Origin of the sequence: Ectobacillus polymachus (genome assembly GCF_048159605.1) — a bacterium.
GTDB classification, from domain to species: domain Bacteria; phylum Bacillota; class Bacilli; order Bacillales; family Bacillaceae_G; genus Ectobacillus; species Ectobacillus polymachus.
In genome coordinates this window covers 1827843-1852806 of the sequence record NZ_JBLREB010000001.1, presented here as the reverse complement: position 1 = coordinate 1852806, position 24964 = coordinate 1827843, and the positions used below count along the sequence as shown (strand labels likewise).

Below are 24964 nucleotides of genomic sequence, written 5' to 3'. Positions count from 1 at the left end.
ATATTTTAATCTCCTCGCTTATTTCCCATACATACTGTTATTTTAGGCTATACTAGAAATTGCAAGGAGGAATGAAAAAATGAGAGAAGATGGACGTCAGAAAGATGAACTACGGCGTATACATATTCATACAAACTATTTAAAACATCCAGAAGGATCTGTACTTATTGAAACAGGAGATACGAAAGTTATTTGTAATGCCAGCGTGGAAGATCGAGTACCCCCATTTATGAGGGGAGAAGGAAAGGGCTGGATTACGGCAGAATATTCGATGATTCCACGTGCTACCCAGCAGCGTACGATTCGTGAGTCCAGTAAAGGAAAGGTAACAGGCCGGACGATGGAAATTCAGCGTTTAATCGGAAGAGCATTACGGGCAGTTGTAGATTTAGACGCTCTTGGAGAGAAAACCATTTGGATTGACTGTGATGTTATTCAAGCAGATGGAGGGACGAGAACAGCCTCTATTACAGGTGCATTTGTTGCTATGGTGCTTGCATTTCAAAAATTAGTCGACGATGGAAAGCTGTCTAAAGTTCCGGTTAACGATTATTTAGCGGCTACTTCTGTTGGGATTTTGGACGAGCTAGGAGAAGTGTTAGATTTAAATTATCAAGAAGATTCGAATGCAAATGTCGATATGAATGTGATTATGACAGGGCAAGGGAAATTTGTAGAAGTGCAAGGTACTGGCGAAGAATCAACGTTTAGTAAGGAAGAATTATCACAATTGTTAGCATTAGCGGAAAAAGGCATTCAATCTCTTATCGCTCTCCAAAAACAAGCGTTAGAACAAGAACATATCAACATTCCATGAAGGGTAGGAGCGATATGAAACAAGTAGTAATTGCAACGAAGAATATGGGCAAGGTGAAAGATTTTGAGCAGCTCTTTGCTCCGTATGGTCTAGAGGTTAAATCCCTTCATGATTTTCCTCTTATCGAAGAGCCTGAAGAGACGGGAGAAACATTTGAAGCAAATGCCATTATTAAGGCAAATAGTTTATCCAAGCAGCTTGGACAAGTTGTCATTGCAGATGATTCCGGTCTTATGGTGGATGCACTGAACGGGAACCCAGGTGTGCGGTCTGCTCGTTATGCGGGTGAAGAAAAAAATGATGAAGCAAACCTCCAAAAAGTATTAGAAGATTTAAAAGGGGTTGGAATGGAAAAACGAACAGCACGTTTTTATTGTGCATTAGCTGTTGTGTTTCCTGATCAGAAAGAACCAGTTATCGTGAATGGAACAATCGATGGGATTATTTTAGAACAACCACGTGGTGATAACGGTTTCGGATATGATCCTATCTTCTATGTCGAAGAAATGAAACGTTCTATGGCTGAATTATCCCGTGATGAAAAAAATACATGTAGCCACCGGGCACGAGCACTATATAAACTAGAGAAAAAAATTCCGGAATGGTTTTAAAAAGATAGATCAACTGGGGGAACATATATGAAAGCGCTAATTGTGAGCGATAGTCATGGTCTAACCAATGAATTGATACAATTAAAACAACAATATGATTATGTAGATGTCATGATTCATTGCGGTGATTCAGAGCTATCCGCACAAGATACCGAGGGTTATGAGATTGTAAGAGGTAATTGTGATTATGAAACATCCTATCCGAATGACATCGTTACAGAAGTAGAAGGAATTCGATTCTTCATCACACATGGACATCGTTATAATGTAAAGATGACATTGCAAAATGTGCTATATAAAGCAAAGGAAAGTCAGGCACAAGTTGCTTGCTTTGGACATAGTCATATTATGGGAGCAGAATTAGTTGACGGAACGCTCCTCATTAACCCTGGTAGTATCTTGTTACCTCGTATGCGCAAAGAAAAAACATTCGTTTTGCTTGAAATTGAAAGGAATGAAGCAACCGTTACGTTCATAGACCTAGAAGGAAATGAAGTAGAAAAACGGAACTTTTCCTTACCTGAATAACTACGGTAGTAGGATAGAAATATTTTTCTATCCTACTAAAAAAGTATTGACTTATATGACTCATAAGAATATAATAAAAAACGTCGACACAACGACTTAAATAAAATAATATATGCGGGTGTAGTTTAATGGTAGAACTTCAGCCTTCCAAGCTGATAGCGTGGGTTCGATTCCCATCACCCGCTCCATGTCCCAGTAGCTCAGCTGGATAGAGCAACGGCCTTCTAAGCCGTCGGTCGGGAGTTCGAATCTCTCCTGGGACGCTCATAAGGTGCGTGTACGTCGCATCACATCAACCTCTTATATCGTTTAGCGAAACGGTCAGTATAACGGTCGTGTAAGAAATTACACATGTTATTGACTTAATGCTAAATGGTATAGGAGGTTTTTTGTTTTGACGAGTAATAAGGGAATACTACCTATTTCTAAGTACTTGTTAAAAGGCAAAGGTCGAGGCTAATACGAATGGGAATTTTCAGTGACCTTGACATGTGGGAGACCGTTCACATTTAGGGACTGTTCCTGGTGTTACAGTATCATGGAATGGCGCAAGTGAATCAAAAGACGAACCTATAAGAGCTTCATTTTCACCTCATAATTTACCTCGTTTGAACTTTTATTTTTCTCACACAAATAATTTTAAGTGGCATCCATTTTTCGGTGAATGATAACAAAATCATTGTCGTACATAATCTGAAAAAAGTGAATAGCTTATTTGGATTCTTCTCTTTAACTACATTTCTTACCTTTTGCCCGATAAAATAAGTAATACTCTTTGACTGGATTGAATTTTAATTCTATTATTTCTTTATTTATTTCAATATTCTACTATAATTAAAACAAAAGATTAATATTTTAAATATTTTGACCGCAATTCCAGAGGAGAAAACAAGGCATGAACAGAAAAATTAGAATATTAGCACAAATAACTGTTGCTACTGTGCTTGTGCAAGTAAGTGTGCCTTTGATTCATACTAGTGCACAAGAAATGCAGCAAAATAAGGAACAAACAGTATTGGTTGTCTATAAAAATCAAGAAGGGAAAAATACGGTTTTAAAAAATAGCAAGAATATTGAGCGCCAATTTGAAAGTGTACCTGCTGTATCCGCAAAGGTTGACCAAACTGATATTGCAAATTTAAAAAACAATCCGAATATTGCTGATGTCGAACCGAATGTAACCATTAAATTGCAAGATTTTCCCTCTAAAGTCGTCAAAGTCCAAACGACTACGGTGACAAACGGACAAGATTCACAATGGGACATACAAGATGTACAAGCCCCCCAAGCATGGCAAGCAGGATTGACAGGAAAAGGTATAAAGGTTGGAGTTATTGATTCAGGGATTGCTCCTCATAGTGATTTGAATGTTGCTGGTGGCGTATCTGAAGTCAGCTACACAACATCGTATGCTGATGATAATGGGCATGGCACACACGTAGCTGGTACGATTGGAGCAACAGGAAATGGAATGGTACAAGGGGTTGCACCTGATGTGCAGCTTTATGCCATCAAGGTAATGGACAGCACTGGCACAGGAACGTTGCAGGATATTATTGCAGGGTTGGATTGGGCAATTCAAAATAATATGGATATCGTGAATTTATCTCTTGGAACGGATACAGATAGTCCTTTATTACACAATATGATAGACGAAGCTTTTAATAGAGGTATTTTACTAGTTGCTTCAGCAGGAAATAATGGAAATGCGACAGGTACAGGAGATACTATTATGTATCCTGCTAAATATAGCAGTGCCATTTCGGTAGGTTCCATTGATCAGGATTTAAATCGCTCTTCTTTTTCTGCGACAGGTCAAGAGTTAGAAGTAAGTGCCCCTGGTTCCGATATTCTATCTACCTATTTAAATAATGGATATGCAATCGGCAGTGGTACATCAATGGCAGCACCGCACGTTGCAGGAGTGCTCGCTTTATTAAAACAAAAATATCCGTCCATGACGAATATTCAGCTTCGTCAAGAGTTGGATAAGGATGCAAAAGATCTTGGAATTGTCGGAAAGGATACACAATTCGGATATGGATTGGCAGAATACCCTGCGCAAGTAACAGTTCAGCCAGCTCCACAACCAGGTAATCAAACAGTCAGCTTTGATTCGATGTTTGTCCACACAGCGGGGAATGGAATTTGGACCAGCCCGTATGGTGATCAGGGGGCCAATTATGTGGGAGATACTACTAGGTATGCCGGCAAAGTTGTCCATATTTCTTCTGAAACAAGGCGAGGAGACGTACTTTGGTGTTTTGTAAATGTAAATGGCCAGCCAATTGGCTGGGTAGACAGTCGGGTGTTGGAAAACGTTTCTACTGTTAATGATCAAGATGTAAATCAGTTGGTGAAAAGTACCACCGGTAATGGAGTATGGTCCGTTCCTTATGGTGTACAAGGTTCTAGCTATGTTGGATCAACAAACAATTATGTAGGAAAAGTGATTAAGCTAGTTCAAAAGATAAGTCTTAACAATGTTGTATGGTATCAATTCAGTGTAGATAATCAGGTAATTGGCTGGGTAGATGGGCGAGTTTTAAGTGATGTAAACGGTATAAGTGACAGCAACCGAGATGCCGTAATGGGAGCAACAAGCATAAATAGCATCTGGTCCATGCCATACGGTGTTCCTGGGGCGGAGTATCTGGGTTCAACAGACTTGTATGCCTATCGTAATATTACAATCCTGAATACTACAACGTATCATAACACCCTTTGGGACAGGATCAGTATGGATGGAAAAGTAATGGGCTGGATTGATGATAATGCTTTGGATACATTAGGTGTAGCGAAAGCTGAAAATTTTGATGTGACGATTGGCAGTACTTATAACAATGGAGTCTGGTCAACCCCTTATGGAACCCTTGGTGCTCAGTATCTTGGAAGTACGAATGACTATATGTATCAAACGGTTCATGTAGTAATGAGTGTTCAAAAGGGAAATACATTGTGGTACCAGATTCAAAAAGGCGGAAAATTTTTAGGCTGGATCGATGCAGGAAAAGTATTGATTGATTTGACTGACATACAAGATGAGAACCAAACAGCACTGATGGGCTATTCTGGTAAGGGGGACGCAATTTGGAACATCCCGTACGGAGAGTATGGTGCAAAATTTGTTAACCTTGTCGATCAGTATAGCTATCAAACGGTCCAAGTAGTGAAAAGTGCCAAAAAAGGTCAAATAGTGTGGAATGAAATTTCCATAGGAGGCAATGTAATAGGATGGGTAGATGCCAATAACATCTATACAAATGTTACCAACGTACAATCTGAAAATAGAACTGCGTTTGTTGTAGCTGCAGAGGGCAATGCAGTTTGGACAGCTCCATATGGGGAACATGGCGCAAGTTATGTAGGTCCCGCAAGTAATTACATAAACAAGCCACTACAACTTATTCGCAGCCTGGATATTGGTGGGGTACATTGGTATCAATTCAAAGTCGATAACCATGTTGAAGGCTGGATTGATTCACGTGCTATTTCGGGTAAGTAGCCAGCTGGGTTACTATCCTAATGCATCTTTAAGTGGGTCAAATCAGATTTACGGTAAGCCGGGTAATTGTGAAGAGAAGGATTTTGTGTTTATTGAACCAATAAAGTGTCGTGTGATATATCGTAATGAAACGAAGACAGGCAAATTACGTCTTCCTTGTTTCGTGGAGTGAGTTTAGTGCTCGCTCTTTTTTTATTGAATGAAATTGTATGGTTTCCAACGTTTTCCTCCTATATATCAGGATATCATGAAAACGGTCGAAAGTTCGGAAAACCATCATATCAGTGCCCGATTCAAAAAGCGTTAATATATCGGTATGTCCCAGTAGCTTAGTTGGATTGAGCAACGGCCTTCTAAGCAGTCGGTCGGATTCGAATGTTATTACTATCTAATTCCATTTGAAATTTATAGGTTAATTGTAATTTTATGTTAAAATACGTGTGAAGAATGAGAAAACTTTTGCCTTAAACTAAAGGGGTTTAGATGTAATCTATACATAGTGAAATGATTGAATGAAGATGGAGGTGATATTATGAGGAACCGAACAATTTATAAAAGTGAAGAAGGAAAAAGATATATTGTAAAACACTATGAAAATTATTTGAATTCATTTAAGTTTGATGTCGAACGAATTTATGTAGACACAAGTTATGGTAAAACTCATGTCCTTGTAGCAGGTCCACCGGAAGGAAAACCTGTATTTATATTCCAAGGTGGTAATTGTATAAATCCAATGACATTATCTTGGTTTATACCATTGATAGACGAGTATAGAATTTATGCACCAGATACTATTGGTCATCCTGGGTACAGTGATGAAAATAGGATTTCAGCGAAGGATAATAGTTTTGCTCAATGGATATCAGAACTAATGAATCATTTTAATATTGATAGTTGTGCATTTATTGGTCCATCGTACGGTGCTGGTATCATATTGAGATTAGCATCATGTATGCCAAATAAAATTGATTGTTCCATATTAGTATCACCAGCAGGAATAAGATTAGGTTCTAAAATTAAAATGATTAAGGATATTTTACTGCCTTTAGTTTTGTTTAAAGTGACTTCATCGGAAAAACATCTTAATAAAGTTACTGGGATTATGTCGGATAATAGTATGAAAGAAATTGACAAAAATATTATCGGTGATTTATTTAAATACATAAAACTTGAACGAGAAATGCCTAAATTAATTAAGAAGAATGAATTAATGAATTTCAATTCACCAACTTTAATCATAGCAGGAACAAAAGATGTTTTTTTTCCTGAAAGTAGATTAAATAGAGTTGCGAACGAAATTATTACAAATTTAACAGCATTCAAAACTTATAATATAGGACATTTCCCTTCAGAAGAATATTTAATAAAAATAAATAATGATATTAAAGAGTTTCTAAAAGATTATTATCATTACAGTCAAAAACACGATTAACAGCAGAAATATATAGGGTAGTACATTTTATTGAGGTCAAAAAGTTAATTGTAATTTCTGCTAAAAGATTAACGGACCAAAAGGGGAGGACAGAATATTTATGGACATAATTGTTTTATTTTTATTGTTTACATCACCGATTTGGCTTACTTTGCTTTACAAATATAATCGTTATAGCAAAAGTGCGTACAAGAAAGAAACGAATAATTCCTTTTTGAAAGTCCTAAAGGATACAGGATTGATAGGGGAATATTATTCGGTTGAAGTATTGGTCAAAGTGAAGGGATATCATAAATTGCTTCTAAATTGTTATCTACCAAACGGTAGGGAAGGAACATCGGAAACAGATATCATTTTTCTTCATGAGACAGGGATATATGTCTTAGAATCTAAAAATTATAGTGGCTGGATATTTGGTCAGGAAAAAGATAAAAAATGGTGTCAGGTATTTCCAAATAAGCATAAAGAGTTTTTCTATAATCCAATTAAGCAAAACAAGACCCATATTCAAATGTTGCAAAGAAATCTAGACTTTGTTCCAGCCCAATTTTTCAAATCCGTAATTGTATTTAGTAATCGGTGCGAATTGAAAAAGATAACTGTTGATTCTCAAGATGTTGTCGTATTAAAACGAAATCAACTATCCAAAACGATAAATAATGAAATTAAAAATTTAAAACCAGTATTTACAATAGAAGAAATTGACCATATATATCAAATACTCAAGCCTTTTACAAATGTAACAACTGAAGTGAAGAAACGTCATATTCAGAAGATTAAATCTTTTAAATAATGGAGAAAATGCATTTAAGTGCGAAATGTATGTTTATAATCAAAAGTGGATCCATCTATACTAAAGATGGATCCACTTTTTTATGTCAAAAATCAACTTCTTTCTCGTCTTCTTCTTCAATTCCACCTGAGACTTCCTTAGCAAAAATAATTCTACCTGTAGACCATTCTGGTTCCGCCAAAGCTTCTTGGACTTTTCTTGTTGAAGGAATCGATACGCTTTTTAACATTTCTTCAATCGTAGTAAGCTTGCTTATTACCTTTTCGTGTTTCTCTTTATTGGTAATCAGCTCAATGATAAACGGAGCTAATGACCGGCTTCTAGCTTTTTCATCTAGTATTTTATATATCTGATCCGGTATGTCCTTTGTAGAGAAAGTCATCTTTGTTCTTTTTTTCATGAAAACACACCTTATATTGTGATTTTTGTCATTTCATTTAAACTTAATATTTCTAAGGCGCATAAATTGATGGTTCGAGGTGTAGGAGCGAATACTTCATATTCATCGTATTCGATAATTTCGTGTAGAAAAAAGTGATTTTGCTCTGCAGCATGGAGAGTCATATGATGTAGTAGACTATTTCTTATATAAGGTTCTAGGATTGGAGATTCACCGCCGATATAGATAAATTTCAGCGGTTCCTTATTGGTAGATATAAAGGCGTTCAGTACAGCAGCCTCGAGGGATGCAGCATATTTACTAAGCGTTTCTTGAAACATATTCGTTAGATCATAGCTTTGACCAGTATTTTCATTATTTAATTTGTATGTTTGAGACTTATAATGACTCACAATAAATGTTTCGAGAGCTCGTAATTCTTTAAATTTTTCAAGTAGCTTTTCTTTTCTGAAATCCTCTAAATATCCTAAAAAAGGTACAATGTCAATTACTTGAAATGAGTCTCTATCCTTTGGTGAGGTTAATCCCTTACTCAGCTTAACCGCATCGGTAGATCCTCCGCCAATATCAACTAAAACAACTTTATAGTTTTGGAATTGTTCGGCCTCGCGTCGTTTCACAATATTAATCATTTTTCCTTCTTCATCTTGTTTCATCATTTTGTATTTGATCGCATGGCGAGCTACTTCGGATTCAATCTTACATTTTGCATGATGTACCGTAATATGTAGCTCTTTACTCATACCAGGAGTCCAGATGGTGACGCCATGGTCTGTAAGAAATCGTTGTTCCATCATGTTTTGAGCGGTACTGAATTTTTCTTCTCGCTTAAGTAGCCAAATAGGCAGCATCATGTGCATCGATTCAATCTCAATACTGGTATCTGCTTCACTTTGATTGTGCAGTGCGTGATAATAGGCGATTGTGCTTAAGAAAATGATGTATGGGATATGACTCTTCATCTTATCATGCATGCGACCTACATGTGAGTTTGCCTGCATAGAATACTCAGCAGCCTCTCCAACGAGAAAGTACTTTGTTTCGCTCCCGATTGTTGTTGAGAGCAGCATACTTCCTAGTAAATCTTTTGGATCGGTAAGTACATCTGTAAAATGCCTTTCTGCTTCTTGTTTACTCAATTCTACTACATTTGTAGGACACTCTATATAATATCCATCTACTAGAAAATTACTTGTACTATTTCCAAAATCAGCATTGAATCTTATAATCTTCACTCTCTTTCACCTTCTTTCCTAAATTTCGATTCTAGTCCTACTTAACCATAATTTTATCAAAAAAACAGGTGGTTACAATACAAAAAAGGAATATTCAGGAAAATAATGTTCGACAAATCATACTCAAGTACAACTTATGAAAAGTCGGATAGCTGTTAAATATGGAATCGGCAATTTGTAAGGATAGCAATTGTTGTTTTTGTGCGGTTCTTTTGCTATATTTACTTTTAAGTGTATAAAAGATAAAAGAGGCGAAGGCATGAACGAAAACGAAAAGAAACTGGTGCTGTTTCCAAACCTTGCTGACCGTTTGCGTGATAAGGGATTTGATGCATTACATGCCAAACAATTCGAAGAAGCACTGCCATTTCTTAATCAGCTTCTCATGTATGATTTGCACGACGAGCATTCAGAATTTGCGGCAGTGGTTTGCCTCATTGAGCTTCATGAATGGAAAGAAGCAAAAGTAAGATGCAAAGATTTGTTAGATGCTAGCGACGAATTAAAAACAGATGTAGAAGATTTATTTATTACAATTCTTGTTCAGCTGCACGATTTTAACGCCGTTGTGAAAGAAGTAGAGCGATTGTTAGAAGAGGATACGATTTCTGAAGAAAGACAGAAAAAACTTTCTGCTCTATATGCATTCGCGCAAAAAATGTTACAAGAAGAAACACAATTACCTGATGAGCCTGAATATAAAAAGGTGTTTGAAGGGAAGGATGTTGTAAAACAGATACGAGCATTAGAGCAGTTACGAGAACGAGGAACGATACAGGCTTTCTCCTTTCTACGCTCGTTTTTACAGCAGGAGGATCAGCATCCTTACATAAAGTCAATGATTATACATATGATGATGGAATTCGAAGTAGATGAGGAAGTAGTAGTTGTTAAATATGGACGTTCTGTTACGGTTAAACCTAAGGAGCTTCTTTCGGAACGGGAGTCCCCCTTTTCTATAGAAGTATTACGACAGGTCGAAAATAGAATGGGACAAGACAATCCTACGATGCTTCAGGCTGTGGAAGAGTATTGGCATCAAATGTTAGCAATTCTATTTCCTCTTATTCCTACACCCGAGGATGAATGTCTTTGGGCTGCAGCACTGCAAAAAATAGGAGAAGAACGTTTTTTCATGCACTGTGATGATGACAAAATTGCACAGGAATATGGTGTAACGCTAGATGCATGTTTAAGAGCATATGAAATGCTCATAAGCATGGAAAAAGACGGGTATTTGGATGTATAAAAAAATCTTCCTATTATTGAAAGAGCAGATTTGTATGATATAATGTAATGGTTGCATAATGCACAAATATGCTTTTTTTGCGGGTTATATATACTATTTCCTAGCAAATTCCGTATGATTCTCGGACTACATACCGAGTGTTAATAGTTTATTTTTATAGTTGGAGGGAACGAATAAATGACTGCAAAATGGGAAAAATTAGAAAATAATGTTGGCGTTCTAACAATAGAGGTAGAAGCCGAAGAAGTAAAAAAAGGGCTAGACGCTGCATTTAAAAAAGTTGTAACAAAGGTAAATGTACCTGGATTCCGTAAAGGAAAAGTACCTCGTGTTATGTTTGAACAACGTTTTGGTGTAGAATCTTTGTATCAAGATGCATTAGATATTTTAGTGCCTGAAGCGTATTCAAAGGCTATTGATGAAACGGGTATTTTCCCAGTTGCTCAACCGGAAATCGACGTTGAACAAATCGAAAAAGGTAAAGCTTTAATCTTTACTGCGAAGGTTACTGTAAAACCTGAAGTGAAGCTTGGAGAATATAAAGGCTTTGAATTAGAGAAACTAGATGCAACTGTAACAGATGAAGATGTAGCTAATGAATTAAAAGGATTGCAAGAAAAACAAGCTGAACTTGTATTAAAAGAAGAAGGTACAGTTGAAAAAGGCGATACAGCTGTTATCGATTTTGAAGGTTTTCTTAACGAAGTACCATTTGAAGGCGGAAAAGGAGAAAATTATTCTCTAGAAATCGGTTCTGGTTCATTCATTCCTGGTTTTGAAGATCAAGTAGTAGGAATGCAAACTGGGGAAGAAAAGGAAATTAACGTTACATTCCCTGAAGAATACCATGCTGCTGATCTTGCTGGTAAACCAGTTGTATTTAAAGTGAAAGTTCATGAAATTAAAACGAAAGAACTTCCTGCTTTAGATGATGAATTTGCAAAAGATGTGAATGAAGAAGTAGAAACTCTTGATGAGCTAAAAGCAAAGCTTCGTAGTGACTTAGAAGAAAAGAAAAAAGTAGAATCAGAAAACAAGCTTCGCAACGATGCAATTGAAAAAGCTGTTGAGCATGCAGAAGTTGACATTCCTGAAGCAATGCTTGAAACAGAATTACACAACATGATTCACGAATTCGAACATCGTATTGAATCACAAGGAATGAACTTGGACCTTTACTATCAATTCACAGGAACAGATGAAGCAAAATTAAAAGAACAAATGAAAGATGATGCGTTAGCAAGAGTAAAAACAAATCTTGTACTAGAAGCAGTCATCAAAGCTGAAAACGTTGAAGTATCAGATGAAGACGTAGAAGCAGAAATTGCTAAAATGGCTGAAATGTACAAAATGCCTGTAGATGCTGTAAAGCAAGCACTAGGTAATCTTTCTTCTGTAAAAGAAGATTTAAACGTACGTAAAGCAATCGATTTGTTAGTTGCTAGCAGTAAATAATCTTCCTATATTTATGTACATGTAAATGATTTAAATATAAAACAAGGCACGATCTGATCGTGCCTTGTTTTATAAAAAATTTTTCTTTTCTGCGCAGTATTTTGTCTAGCTTAGAAGGAAACACATGATTGTGTGTAGAATATATGTATTTTAATAATTATACGCATTTTTTCTTTTAAAAATGCGACCATATCATTTGTATTTATTCAAGTGTAGTGACATAATATGTATTTACATAGGGTAGAAAAATTAGGTTACATATAGTGGGTAGTACTGTTTCTAGCACTTTAAGGGGTGTGATGACATGTTTAAATTTAACGATGAAAAAGGACAATTAAAATGTTCCTTCTGTGGCAAAACGCAAACGCAAGTTCGTAAGCTCGTAGCTGGTCCTGGTGTATACATTTGTGATGAATGCATTGAGCTTTGCACAGAGATTGTGCAAGAGGAGCTTGCAAAAGACGATGAAGTAGAATTCAAAGATGTACCAAAGCCTGCTGAAATCCTCGACATTTTAGATGAATATGTAATTGGGCAAAATCAAGCAAAGAAAGCTTTAGCAGTTGCAGTATACAACCACTATAAACGTATTAATTCGAATAGCAAAATTGATGATGTAGAATTGTCCAAGAGTAATATTGTATTAATTGGTCCAACAGGTAGCGGAAAAACATTACTTGCTCAAACATTAGCTCGTATTTTAAATGTTCCGTTTGCAATTGCAGATGCTACTTCTTTAACGGAAGCTGGATATGTAGGAGAAGATGTAGAGAACATTTTATTGAAACTTATCCAAGCTGCTGATTATGACGTAGAAAAAGCAGAAAAAGGAATCATTTATATCGATGAAATCGATAAAGTAGCACGTAAGTCTGAAAATCCTTCCATTACACGTGATGTATCTGGAGAAGGGGTACAGCAGGCTCTTTTGAAAATTTTAGAAGGTACAGTTGCGAGCGTTCCACCACAAGGCGGTCGCAAGCATCCTCATCAAGAATTTATTCAAATTGATACAACGAATATTCTATTCATTTGCGGCGGGGCATTTGATGGAATTGATCAAATTATAAAACGACGTCTTGGTAAAAAGGTAATCGGATTTGGTACAGATGCCAAGAAAGATATTGTAAATGAAGAAAAAGTTCTATCACATGTATTACCAGAGGATTTACTGAAATTCGGATTAATTCCAGAGTTTATCGGACGTCTTCCGGTTATTGCTAACCTTGAAGAACTTGATGAAGCTACGCTCGTAGAAATTTTAACAAAACCGAAAAATGCACTTGTTAAGCAATATCAAAAGCTTCTAGAATTAGATGATGTGGAACTTGAATTTGATAAAGAAGCATTGATTGAAATTGCACAAAAAGCAATTGAACGTAAAACAGGCGCGCGCGGTTTACGTTCCATTATTGAATCTATCATGCTAGATGTTATGTTTGAACTTCCTTCTCGAAATGATATTGAAAAATGTGTTATCTCGAAGGAGACTGTTACAGAAAAAGCAACACCTAAGCTAATTCTACATGATGGTACAGTAATCGATCATGATACAAAAACATCTGCTTAAGTAATGAATAGCTATATATTATTTAGAGAAGAGACAGCAATTTCTAAAATTGCTGTCTCTTCTTATGTTTAGTCCTCTTACTACCAGGAGATACTACAAGTATTACTGGTTTGGAGGGATCTTCATGAGCTGGACGAATGTGATTTTGCTCGTTCAATTATTTTTCGGCGTAATTGTCGGAATGTATTTTTGGTATTTACTCAAAAACCAACGTACACAAAAAATATCAATTGATAAAGAATCTAAGAAAGAGATGGAGCAGCTACGCAAAATGCGCCTTATTTCCTTAACAGAGCCTCTTGCACAGCGGGTACGCCCGGTCTCGTTTCAAGAAATAATTGGTCAAGAAGATGGAATTAAAGCACTGCAGGCAGCGCTTTGTGGACCAAATCCACAGCATGTTATTATTTATGGACCTCCAGGTGTCGGAAAAACAGCAGCAGCACGACTTGTACTAGAGGAGGCAAAAAAAAATTCAAAATCTCCATTTCGTCCTAATAGCGTGTTTGTAGAGCTTGATGCAACAACGGCTCGCTTTGATGAACGCGGCATTGCAGATCCGCTCATTGGTTCTGTTCATGATCCAATCTATCAAGGGGCTGGTGCTATGGGACAGGCAGGCATTCCACAACCTAAAAAAGGTGCAGTTACGGATGCACATGGAGGGATTTTGTTTATTGATGAAATAGGTGAATTACATCCTATTCAAATGAACAAAATGTTAAAAGTACTAGAAGATCGAAAGGTATTTCTCGACAGTGCTTATTATAGTGAGGAAAATGCTCTTATTCCTTCATATATACATGATATATTTCAAAATGGATTTCCAGCAGATTTTCGACTAGTTGGTGCAACAACTCGTTCTCCAGAAGAAATTTCTCCAGCCATTCGTTCACGCTGTTTGGAGGTATTCTTCCGTGAGCTTGAAAATGAAGAGATAGAAAAGGTTGCGAATAATGCTGCTGGCAGAATTGGTTTGCAAATATCACAGCAAGGACTTGAAAGAATTGGACTATATGCAAGGAATGGTCGAGAAGCCATTAATCTCGTTCAGTTGGCAGCCGGCATGGCTATTAATGAGGAACGAAGTAGCATTCGTGATGAAGATATTGAATGGGTAATTCATTCTAATCAATTAACACCAAAGCTAGAAAAGAGAATCTATCCGATTCCGAAAATAGGTATTGTCAATGGGTTAGCGGTATATGGCCCGAATATGGGAGCACTCCTAGAAGTAGAGGTAACTGCGATTTCAGTAGAAGGAAAAGGCGAAGTTGTCATTACAGGAATTGTAGAGGAAGAAAGTCTTGGCAATCAAACAAAATCGATACGTCGGAAAAGTATGGTTAAGGGCTCAGTGGATAATGTAATAACAGTACTTCGATCGCTCGATTTATTACCGTCTGGCCATGATTTGCATATTAATTTTCCAGGTGGTGTACCTGTTGATGGACCATCAGCGGGAATTGCTATCGCTACCGGTGTTTATTCTGCTGTTCAAGGTGTATTTGTAAGAAATGACATCGCATTAACGGGAGAAATCAGTATTCACGGTGAGGTAAAGCCTGTTGGCGGTGTATTTGCGAAAGTAAAGGCCGCAAAGAAAGCAGGAGTGAAAACAGTATTAATCCCTGCAGATAATGTCCAGCCGATGCTTTATAGTATTAAAGGAATAGAAATTGTTCCAGTACGTCATCTACATGATGTGTTTGCACGCACATTCGTTGATCCTGACTATTCTGATACAAGACGTTCCACTTTCTTGCATGATGAGGGTGAAATGCACTCTATGTAAAGGGCTGACTTCGTTTTGCCGGGCGGCAAAGCGAAGTCCATTTTCTTTTTAAGCCCTTGATCTATCTCCATAATTGCATAAATGTTCTGTTGTAATATACAATAGGTGAACAGACTATATAAAAATGGAGGTGCAAAATTAGAATGAATACGAACGAAAGAATCGTACCCCTCCTTCCATTACGAGGCATTCTTGTGTATCCAACAGTTGTTTTACATCTTGATGTAGGACGTGAAAAATCTATACAAGCTTTGGAAAATGCTGCTTTAAATGAAGATCTTATCTTTTTGATGACACAAAGAGATGTAAATGTAGATCAACCAGCTAAGGAAGACTTATATACGATTGGTACGCTAGCAAAGGTAAAGCAAATGCTAAAATTACCAAATGGAACAGTTCGTGTGTTAGTAGAAGGATTACATAGAGCAGAAATGGTAGCATTACAAGAGGAAGAAAGTGTTGTAAATGCTACGATTGCCATTCTTGAAGATAAAGAGGAAGGAGATCTAGAAGAAAAGGCATTGATGCGTACGTTAGTGGAACATTTCGATCAGTACATCAAGCTTTCGAAAAAGGTTTCTAACGAAACGTTTGCAACGATTGTGGATGTAAACGAACCTGGACGCCTTGCCGATCTAGTCGCTTCTCATCTTCCTTTAAAGGTAAATGAAAAACAAGAAGTATTAGAAATTATTAATGTAAAAGACAGATTGAATCGCCTTATTTCCATCATTCAAGATGAGAAGGAATTGCTTAACCTTGAGAAGAAAATTGGACAACGTGTAAAGCACTCGATGGAACGTACGCAGAAGGAATATTTTCTTCGGGAACAACTGAAAGCAATTCAGAAAGAGCTTGGTGAGAAAGAAGGAAAAAGTAGCGAAGTTGAGGATTTACATGAGAAAATTGATAATTCAGGTATGCCGGATGAAACGAAAGAAGCAGTCATTCGAGAATTAGATCGCTACGAGAAATTACCTGCAAGCTCTGCTGAAAGTGGTGTAATACGAAATTACATAGATTGGATGCTATCGCTCCCATGGAAAGAAGCAACAGAAGATATACTCGATATTCATCGAGCTGAAAAAATATTAAACGAAGATCATTTTGGCTTAGAGAAGGTAAAAGAACGTGTTCTTGAGTATTTAGCAGTTCAAAAGCTAACTCGTTCGCTAAAAGGACCTATTCTTTGCTTAGTAGGACCTCCTGGTGTCGGAAAAACATCACTTGCACGTTCTATTTCAAGATCGTTAAATCGTAATTTTGTACGTGTATCACTTGGCGGTGTTCGTGATGAATCTGAAATTCGTGGTCATAGACGAACATATGTAGGTGCAATGCCAGGTCGTATCGTTCAAGGAATGAAAAAAGCAAAAACGATAAATCCAGTTTTTTTATTAGATGAAATAGATAAAATGTCAAGTGATTTCCGTGGGGACCCTTCGGCGGCTCTCCTTGAGGTTCTCGATCCTGAACAAAACAGTAACTTTAGTGATCACTACATTGAAGAGCCTTACAATTTATCGAATGTAATGTTTATTGCTACTGCCAATACGCTTTCGACTATCCCAGGACCGCTGTTAGATCGTATGGAAATTATTTCGATTGCAGGTTATACCGAGATTGAAAAAGTAAATATTGCACGCGATCATTTGTTAATAAAGCAGCTGAAGGAGCATGGACTTAGCAAAGGAAAGTTGCAAATTCGTGATGATGCACTCCTTGCGATCATTCGTTATTATACGAGAGAAGCGGGCGTTCGTTCATTAGAAAGACAGCTTGCAGCTATTTGCCGAAAGGTTGCACGCATCCTTGTAACGGAAGAAAGAAAAAGAGTAATTATTACAGAAAAATCTCTTCCTGAGTTTTTAGGAAAGAAAATATTTCGTTTTGGCGAGGCAGAATTGCAAGATCAAGTAGGTGTTGCTACAGGTCTTGCCTATACAACTGCAGGCGGCGATACACTAGCAATAGAAGTATCCCTTTATCCGGGTAAAGGTAAATTAATACTGACAGGTAAGCTCGGAGATGTGATGAAAGAATCTGCCCAAGCAGCATTTAGTTATATTCGCTCTCGTGCTGAGGAACTCCACATTGATAAGGATTTTTATGAAAAAAATGATATTCATATTCATGTGCCAGAAGGAGCAGTCCCAAAGGATGGTCCATCTGCAGGTATTACAATGGCAACGGCACTCATCTCTGCATTAACCGGACGGCCTGTTAGTAAAGAAGTCGGAATGACTGGAGAAATTACACTGCGAGGTCGCGTCTTGCCAATTGGCGGATTAAAGGAAAAAACGTTGAGTGCACACCGTGCAGGATTGAAGAAAATTATTATTCCTGCAGACAATGAAAGAGATTTAGACGATATTCCAGAAAGTGTGAAAGAAGAGCTAACGTTTGTACTCGTATCTCATCTTGATGAAGTACTGGAGCATGCGTTGGTAGGAGTGAAAAAATGAAAATAACAAAATCTGAAATAGTCATTAGTGCAGTCAAACCAGCTCAGTATCCACCAGGGAATTTACCTGAAATTGCGTTAGCAGGAAGATCGAATGTAGGAAAGTCTTCATTCATTAACACCTTATTAAATCGAAAAAGCTTAGCTCGTATTTCCTCTAAGCCAGGAAAAACACAAACGCTAAATTTTTATATTGTGAATGATCAATTACATTTTGTTGATGTTCCGGGATATGGATATGCCCAAGTATCGAAAGTAGAACGAGAAGCATGGGGGAAAATGATTGAAACGTACTTTAAGTCGAGAGAGCAACTTAAGGCAACGGTCCTCATCGTAGATGTACGACATGCTCCTACAAAAGATGATGTGGCGATGTACGAGTTTTTAAAGTTTTACAACATTCCCACTATAATAGTGGCAACGAAGGCTGATAAAATAAATAAAGGAAAATATCAGGCTCATTTAAAAGTTGTACATGACACATTAAATGTTAAAAAAGGTGATGAAATTATCTTATTTTCCTCTGAAAAAGGAATGGGTAGAGACGAAGCATGGGGAAAAATTTTACGATATATTCGTTCGGAAAACGTGTGACAACAGTCGCACGTTTTTTGCAGAAAAAAAGTAAGCGTTATCAAATCCCTTCTTTTCTAGGTGAAAATGGGAATCTTATTTGGATTCCGTTACTTGATTCCTCTTTCATTTTTTGATAACGTAGCAAGTAGAGTTTATATGCTATATTTTTTTTAGTAAACCTACTGAAATGAAAACATATGTATTCACATATTTGTTGGATTTAGTCAGTAACATTTGTATTATGATTATATTGTAATTGATTATTTGAAGGGGGATACACTACGTGCATATTTTAATTGTCGGTGTTAACTATAGAACTGCCCCTGTAGAAATTCGTGAACAATTATCCTTTCAAGGTGATGAACTAGAAAGGGCGATGACTCAGCTACAGAAGCAAAAGAGTATATTGGAAAATGTAATCGTTTCAACGTGTAATCGTACGGAAGTGTATACAGTTGTGGATCAGCTCCACACAGGAAGATATTATATTAAGCAGTTTTTAGCTGATTGGTTTCAGCTTTCTATAGAGGAGATATCTCCTTATCTTTCTATTTGGGAAAATGATGGAGCTGTCGATCATTTGTTTCGCGTAACAAGCGGACTTGATTCCATGGTTATAGGAGAAACACAAATTTTAGGTCAAATTCGCTCTAGCTTTTTAGAAGCACAAGAGAAGAAAACGACTGGTACGATTTTTAATGAGTTGTTCAAGCAAGTTGTTACTCTTGCAAAGCGCGCTCATACGGAGACATCCATTGATACAAATGCAGTATCCGTCAGCTATGCTGCTGTTGAGCTAGCGAAGAAGATTTTTAATAATCTTTCAAATTGTCATGTTCTTATTCTAGGTGCAGGAAAAATGGGAGAACTCGCTTTGCAGAATTTATACGGCAGCGGTGTGAAAATGGTTACGGTCATTAATCGTACATTTGAAAAGGCTGAAGCGATGGCCGAAAAGTATATGGGACAAGCCCAACCGTTGGAAGAATTAGAATCTGCCCTTGTACAAGCAGATATTTTAATTAGTTCCACAGGTTCTTCAAACTTCGTTATCACTAAAAGCTTGATGGAAAAGGTAGAAAAGGCACGTCGTGGTCGTCCACTATTTATGGTCGATATTGCAGTGCCGCGAGATTTGGATCCTGAAATTGGAAAATTAGAAAGTGTATTTTTATATGATATAGATGATTTAGAGGGAATTGTTGAAGCAAATAAAGAAGAACGAAGCAAAGAAGCAGAAAAAATCGGACTTATGATTGAAGAAGAAATCGTTGTATTTAAAGCTTGGATGGATACGCTAGGTGTAGTTCCTCTCATTTCTTCTTTACGTGAAAAAGCATCACAAATTCAAAGTGATACGATGGAAAGCATTGAGCGGAAAATTCCTACGCTTTCAGAACGTGAGAAGAAAGTGATAAGTAAGCACACGAAGAGTATTATTAATCAGCTGTTGAAAAATCCAATATTAATCGCTAAGGAATTGGCGGGAGAGCCAGATGCAGGAGAAAAATTAGAGCTTTTTGCTAAGATTTTTGGCCTTGACTTAGCGAAGGAAATGGAATCACGAGTTGCGAAGAGGGAGAAAGAACAGAACGTACTGTCTTCTTTCCATTCTTTGTAGGTAGGAACAAAAGGTGGAACTTTTAAACTATAGCATCGTGTACCACGTTGAAATCCTATTGTATGCGTGCAGTGTTAGCTTATATTGTATAGACTATTTTCAGAGTAACCAAAGGGCAAATCGGATTGCTTTTTGGTTACTTTCCATTGTATGGGTACTGCATACGATTTTTATGATTATGCGTGCAGTAGGAACGACAGAAAATTTCATTCTAACGCTCTTGTCTGGTGTTTACTTTTATGTATGGCTGCTTCTTACTCTTTCTCTCGTGATGAATCGTGTTTTTCGTGTGGATTTTCTCGTGTTTTTTACTAACGTCATCGCTTTTGGAGTAGATGTGTTTTCTGTTTTTACTCCGATTGGGAAAACTCCCCCTATGCTTGCAAATCGATTAATCTCAGATCTCGTATATGTTCATGTGGGAATGGTATTTATCACTTATGCAACGTTCACGGTTTCGTTCATATTTTCTTGTATGTACGTGCTACAATATACGTTATTAAAGCAAAAAAAGTGGAACAATCGATTGCGTAGACTAGGAAATTTACAAAATCTGAATTCGCTTTCCTTTGGTTTAAATTTATTTTCTGTCCCTTTTTTCCTATTCGCACTACTGCTTGGCTGCATCTGGGCGTATGCGAAAGTGGATCAATTTCATTGGTATGATCCGAAGGTATCAGGGTCGTTTATCGTTTTGCTCGTTTATAGTGTAGGGCTATATTTACAAGGATCTGAGAAGCTTCAAGGGAGAAATGTTGCCAATTGGAATATAGGGGCGTTTCTTGTTTTACTTATCAATCTTTTTTTATTTACTAGTTTATCTTCCTTTCATTTTTGGCATATCTAAACATAGGAGAGACATGACATGCGTAAAATAATTGTTGGTTCAAGAAGAAGTAAACTTGCTTTAACACAAACCAATTGGGTAATTGCTCAACTAAAAAAACGAAATGTGCCCTTCGAGTTTGAAGTAAAGGAAATCGTCACAAAGGGCGATGTAATTCTTGATGTGACTTTGTCAAAGGTTGGCGGAAAAGGCTTATTTGTAAAAGAAATTGAACAAGCTATGCTTTCAAAGGAAATTGATATAGCAGTTCATAGTATGAAGGATATGCCGGCTGTTCTTCCGGAAGGATTAACGATTGGATGTATTCCAAAACGCGTGGATCCGCGTGATGTATTGATTTCAAAAACAGGTGCAACGTTTGAAAATCTCCCTAGCGGAGCGATTGTGGGAACGAGCAGCCTTCGCCGGAGTGCCCAGCTTCTAGCGGTGCGTCCTGATTTGCAAATGAAATGGATTCGCGGTAACATTGATACCCGCATTAAGAAGCTTCATGAAGAGGAGTATGATGCGATTGTGTTAGCAGCCGCTGGCATGCATCGTATGGGGTGGAGTGAAGATGTCATTACAGAATATTTAGATGTTTGTGTTCCAGCTGTAGGACAAGGCGCACTTTCCATTGAATGCCGAGCAGATGATGAGGAACTACTACAAGCGCTTCGTCTGATGAATGATACTGTAACGGAACAAACCGTAACGGCAGAACGGGTATTTCTAAACAAGCTAGAAGGCGGATGTCAAGTTCCTATTGCTGGTCACGCTATTCTAAAGGAAACTGGCGAAGTGGAGCTAACCGCTTTAGTTGGATCGAAAACAGGAACGAAATTGTTAAAGGAAATTGTAACAGGTCAGGATCCAGAAGAAGTAGGAAATAAGGCTGCAGATCTTCTTCTTGCTCGTGGGGCGAAGCGTCTTATCGAGGAAGCTATGGAGCAGTGATGCATATGGAGTCTTTAGCTAACCGAATGGTTCTTATTCCACGAGCAAAAGCACAAGCAAAGGAAATGGCTGATGCAGTTCGTATGAGAGGCGGCATTCCCTTTGTCCTTCCTTTGCTAACAATTGCTCCAGTATCTTGCGATTTTCCCTCGGAAACATTGTCTGAATATGATTGGATTTTGTTTACGAGCAAGAATAGCGTGACTTATTTTTTTCAATTGATTGGTAAGGTAGAAATTCCTTCCTCTTTGCAAGTTGCGGCTATCGGGAAAAAGACAAAGCAGGAGCTAGAACGTTTGGGATGTAAGGTTTCCTTTGTTCCAAGTAAATTTGAGGCTGAAGTATTCATAGAAGAATTTCTCCCACTCATTTCTAATAGGGTGCGAATCCTGTTTCCAAAAGGAAACTTGGCACGTGATGTCATCCCACTTGCTATGCAGGATGCTGGCATTTCGATTCGTGAAATCGTTGTTTACGAAACGAAGAAAAACGATGAGGCGAAACTTTCTCTTATCCAAGCGTTAGAGAGTGGAATCATAGATATTATAACGTTTACAAGTCCTTCAACAGTCAAAAGCTTTGTCGCTTTACTAGAGGGAACGGATTGGAGACAATGGGTAAAAAGGTGTACAATTGGTTGTATAGGACCAACTACAGAACGTGAAGCAAAACCTTATTTTGCAACGTTAGTAGTACCGAATGAATATACAATTGATGCACTATTAGATTGTGCTGCAAAACATACGTTGCGGTAAAAATAAACAACTGGAGATGAAAGACTATGAGTCATTTACAATTTCAACGTCATCGTCGCTTACGTCAATCAGCGAATATGCGAGCACTTGTACGAGAAACATACTTACATACAGAAGATTTCATTTATCCTGTTTTCGTAGTAGAAGGAGAAAATAAGAAAAATCCGATTCAGTCTATGCCAGGAATCTATCAATTTTCTATCGACTTACTTCATGAAGAAATACAAGAAGTGGTTGATTTAGGAATCAAATCCGTTATTGTTTTCGGTATTCCGGATGATAAAGATGAAGTGGGATCTTCCGCATATTGTAATCATGGTGTTGTGCAAAAAGCTATTTCAGAAATTAAAGCGCACTTTCCAGAGTTAATTGTAATTGCTGATACTTGCCTTTGTGAATATACAGACCATGGTCATTGCGGTGTTATTGAAGATGGCGTTATTCTTAATGATGAATCGTTAGAATTACTTGCAAAAACTGCAGTAAGTCAAGCGAAAGCAGGGGCAGATATTATTGCCCCATCGAATATGATGGATGGATTTGTAACTGCAATCCGCCGTTCATTAGATGAAAATGGATTTACCAATGTTCCGATTATGTCCTATGCAGTGAAATATTCGTCTGCGCATTATGGTCCATTTCGTGATGCGGCTAACAGTGCACCGCAGTTTGGTGATCGCAAAACATACCAAATGGATCCAGCCAATCGTCTAGAAGCGCTTCGTGAGGCAGAGTCGGATGTTGAAGAAGGCGCAGATTTCTTAATTGTAAAGCCTGCACTTTCTTATCTCGATATTATTCGTGATGTACGAAATCACGTGAATCTTCCAGTTGTTACATACAACGTGAGCGGTGAATACTCCATGGTTAAGGCTGCGGCTTTGAATGGATGGATCAATGAAAAACAAATTGTGTTAGAACAATTAATCAGTATGAAACGTGCAGGAGCAGATTTAATTATCACTTACTTTGCAAAAGATGCAGCAAAATGGTTGCAAGAAGGGAGTAAGCGTTAATGAAACAATTTACAAAGAGCATTCAAGCCTTTGAAGAAGCAAAAAAGCTTATGCCTGGCGGTGTAAATAGTCCGGTTCGTGCATTCCGGGCGGTAGGAATGAATCCAATCTTTATGGATCACGGAAAGGGTTCAAAGGTATATGATATCGATGGCAATGAATATATCGATTATGTTTTATCATGGGGCCCGCTAATCCTCGGTCATACGAATGAACGAGTTGTAGAAGCCTTAAAGAAAGTAGCGGAAAAGGGAACAAGTTTTGGTACTCCAACCGAGATTGAAAATGAGCTTGCTAAGCTTGTTATTAGCCGTGTACCATCCGTAGAAATTGTGAGAATGGTGAACTCTGGAACCGAAGCAACGATGAGTGCACTGCGTTTAGCGCGCGGATATACAGGTAGAAATAAAATTTTAAAATTTGAAGGATGCTATCACGGTCACGGTGATTCTCTTCTAATTAAAGCGGGATCAGGTGTAGCGACTTTAGGATTACCTGATAGCCCTGGTGTACCTGAGGGAATAGCTCGTAATACGATTACTGTTCCATACAATGATTTAGAAGGGGTAAAAACTGCATTTAGGCTACATGGTGATGACCTTGCAGCTGTTATTGTGGAGCCAGTTGCTGGAAACATGGGCGTTGTTCCGCCTCTTCCTGGATTTTTGGAAGGATTACGAGATATCACGAAAGAGTATGGAACGCTTCTTATTTTTGATGAAGTGATGACTGGCTTTCGCGTAGGCTACAACTGTGGACAAGGGTATTTTGGCATTACACCGGACTTAACTTGTCTTGGTAAGGTAATAGGCGGCGGTCTTCCAGTTGGAGCATTTGGTGGCAAGGCAGAAATTATGGAACAAATCGCGCCAAGTGGTCCAATTTATCAAGCAGGTACTCTGTCTGGAAATCCGCTTGCCATGACAGCAGGATACGAAACACTTGTACAACTTACACCAGATTCGTATAAGGAATTCGAGCGAAAGGCAGATCGCTTGCAAGAAGGTATAACTGCTGCAGCGAAAGCTTATGATATTCCTGCATGTGTAAATCGTGCTGGATCGATGATCGGATTCTTCTTTACGAATGAAAAAGTAATCAATTTCGAAACGGCAAAAACTTCAAATCTAGACTATTTTGCAAACTATTATCGTGAAATGGCAGAACAAGGCATCTTTTTGCCGCCATCTCAATTTGAAGGATTATTCCTATCCACCATGCACAGCGATGAGGATATTGAAAAAACAATCGAAGCTGCAACAATTGCATTTTCAAAATTAAAGTAAATATAGTAATAAATACGGTTATAAAACCCGAGATAGAAGAAAATTGCTTTCGTGGCAATCTTCTTCTATCTCG

The 24964-nt window shown here is 37.7% G+C and carries 20 protein-coding genes and 2 tRNA genes; 20 read left to right on the top strand and 2 right to left on the bottom strand.

Translation table 11 applies throughout. The features are described 5' to 3' along the window. Positions 1–79: 79 nt before the first annotated feature. The 8 genes from rph (at position 80) to ACM5BR_RS09480 (ending at position 7686) form a co-directional block, all read left to right on the top strand. Complete coding sequence (gene rph / locus ACM5BR_RS09515) at positions 80–817, top strand: ribonuclease PH (protein WP_416827573.1); 738 nt, start codon at positions 80–82, stop codon at positions 815–817. A 14-nt stretch (positions 818–831) separates the two neighbouring features. Beyond that, the gene (locus tag ACM5BR_RS09510) at positions 832–1428 is read left to right on the top strand and encodes an XTP/dITP diphosphatase (protein ID WP_416827572.1); all 597 of its coding nucleotides are present in this window, start codon (positions 832–834) and stop codon (positions 1426–1428) included. A 27-nt stretch (positions 1429–1455) separates the two neighbouring features. Continuing rightward, a complete protein-coding gene (locus tag ACM5BR_RS09505; protein WP_416827570.1) occupies positions 1456–1956 on the top strand; it encodes a metallophosphoesterase in 501 nt (166 codons plus the stop codon). Between the two features lie 114 nt (positions 1957–2070). After that, positions 2071–2144, top strand: a tRNA-Gly gene (locus ACM5BR_RS09500). A 1-nt stretch (position 2145) separates the two neighbouring features. Then, positions 2146–2219: transfer RNA gene (locus ACM5BR_RS09495), tRNA-Arg, on the top strand. A 632-nt stretch (positions 2220–2851) separates the two neighbouring features. After that, entirely contained in the window at positions 2852–5461 is a 2610-nt protein-coding gene (locus tag ACM5BR_RS09490; protein ID WP_416827569.1) for a GW domain-containing glycosaminoglycan-binding protein, read from the top strand. 532 nt (positions 5462–5993) lie between these two features. Beyond that, positions 5994–6893 (top strand): alpha/beta fold hydrolase, encoded by a 900-nt coding sequence (locus tag ACM5BR_RS09485; RefSeq protein WP_416827567.1) that lies wholly within the window; start codon positions 5994–5996, stop codon positions 6891–6893. Positions 6894–6993: 100 nt separating this feature from the next. Continuing rightward, complete coding sequence (locus ACM5BR_RS09480; RefSeq protein WP_416827566.1) at positions 6994–7686, top strand: nuclease-related domain-containing protein; 693 nt, start codon at positions 6994–6996, stop codon at positions 7684–7686. A gap of 85 nt (positions 7687–7771) precedes the next feature. Here ACM5BR_RS09480 and ACM5BR_RS09475 read toward each other — a convergent pair whose 3' ends face one another. Both ACM5BR_RS09475 and ACM5BR_RS09470 read right to left on the bottom strand, forming a co-directional pair. Further along, positions 7772–8086, bottom strand: a complete 315-nt coding sequence (locus tag ACM5BR_RS09475) for a hypothetical protein (RefSeq protein WP_416827564.1) — start codon at positions 8084–8086, stop codon at positions 7772–7774. An 11-nt stretch (positions 8087–8097) separates the two neighbouring features. Then, entirely contained in the window at positions 8098–9321 is a 1224-nt protein-coding gene (locus ACM5BR_RS09470; RefSeq protein WP_416827563.1) for an Alp7A family actin-like protein, read from the bottom strand. A 259-nt stretch (positions 9322–9580) separates the two neighbouring features. Between ACM5BR_RS09470 and ACM5BR_RS09465 the strand changes: the two genes are divergently transcribed. The 12 genes from ACM5BR_RS09465 (at position 9581) to hemL (ending at position 24891) form a co-directional block, all read left to right on the top strand. Then, positions 9581–10570: a hypothetical protein gene (locus ACM5BR_RS09465; RefSeq protein ID WP_416827561.1), complete on the top strand. Its 990-nt coding sequence runs from the start codon at positions 9581–9583 to the stop codon at positions 10568–10570. 177 nt (positions 10571–10747) lie between these two features. After that, positions 10748–12025: a trigger factor gene (gene tig, locus ACM5BR_RS09460; RefSeq protein ID WP_416827559.1), complete on the top strand. Its 1278-nt coding sequence runs from the start codon at positions 10748–10750 to the stop codon at positions 12023–12025. A 304-nt stretch (positions 12026–12329) separates the two neighbouring features. Then, complete coding sequence (clpX, locus tag ACM5BR_RS09455) at positions 12330–13595, top strand: ATP-dependent protease ATP-binding subunit ClpX (RefSeq protein ID WP_416827557.1); 1266 nt, start codon at positions 12330–12332, stop codon at positions 13593–13595. A 124-nt stretch (positions 13596–13719) separates the two neighbouring features. After that, positions 13720–15390: an ATP-dependent protease LonB gene (gene lonB, locus ACM5BR_RS09450; RefSeq protein WP_416827555.1), complete on the top strand. Its 1671-nt coding sequence runs from the start codon at positions 13720–13722 to the stop codon at positions 15388–15390. Positions 15391–15533: 143 nt separating this feature from the next. After that, on the top strand, positions 15534–17855 hold the full coding sequence (lon, locus tag ACM5BR_RS09445) for an endopeptidase La (RefSeq protein ID WP_416827553.1): 2322 nt from the start codon (positions 15534–15536) through the stop codon (positions 17853–17855). After that, positions 17852–18448 carry a ribosome biogenesis GTP-binding protein YihA/YsxC gene (gene yihA / locus ACM5BR_RS09440; RefSeq protein ID WP_416827551.1) on the top strand — a complete coding sequence of 199 codons (597 nt, stop codon included), beginning with the start codon at positions 17852–17854 and terminating at the stop codon, positions 18446–18448. The genes lon and yihA overlap by 4 nt, the downstream gene beginning before the upstream one ends. A 265-nt stretch (positions 18449–18713) precedes the next feature. Next, positions 18714–20051 carry a glutamyl-tRNA reductase gene (hemA, locus tag ACM5BR_RS09435; protein ID WP_416827549.1) on the top strand — a complete coding sequence of 446 codons (1338 nt, stop codon included), beginning with the start codon at positions 18714–18716 and terminating at the stop codon, positions 20049–20051. A gap of 13 nt (positions 20052–20064) precedes the next feature. Further along, positions 20065–20898, top strand: coding sequence for a cytochrome C assembly family protein (locus ACM5BR_RS09430; RefSeq protein WP_416827548.1), 834 nt, complete (start codon positions 20065–20067; stop codon positions 20896–20898). A gap of 18 nt (positions 20899–20916) precedes the next feature. Beyond that, on the top strand, positions 20917–21834 hold the full coding sequence (gene hemC / locus ACM5BR_RS09425; RefSeq protein ID WP_416827546.1) for a hydroxymethylbilane synthase: 918 nt from the start codon (positions 20917–20919) through the stop codon (positions 21832–21834). A 5-nt stretch (positions 21835–21839) separates the two neighbouring features. After that, positions 21840–22589, top strand: coding sequence for a uroporphyrinogen-III synthase (locus tag ACM5BR_RS09420; RefSeq protein WP_416827544.1), 750 nt, complete (start codon positions 21840–21842; stop codon positions 22587–22589). Between the two features lie 26 nt (positions 22590–22615). Continuing rightward, positions 22616–23605: a porphobilinogen synthase gene (gene hemB / locus ACM5BR_RS09415; protein WP_416827542.1), complete on the top strand. Its 990-nt coding sequence runs from the start codon at positions 22616–22618 to the stop codon at positions 23603–23605. Next, on the top strand, positions 23605–24891 hold the full coding sequence (hemL, locus tag ACM5BR_RS09410; protein WP_416827540.1) for a glutamate-1-semialdehyde 2,1-aminomutase: 1287 nt from the start codon (positions 23605–23607) through the stop codon (positions 24889–24891). Before hemB ends, hemL begins: the two co-directional genes overlap by 1 nt. The last annotated feature ends 73 nt before the right edge of the window (positions 24892–24964 follow it).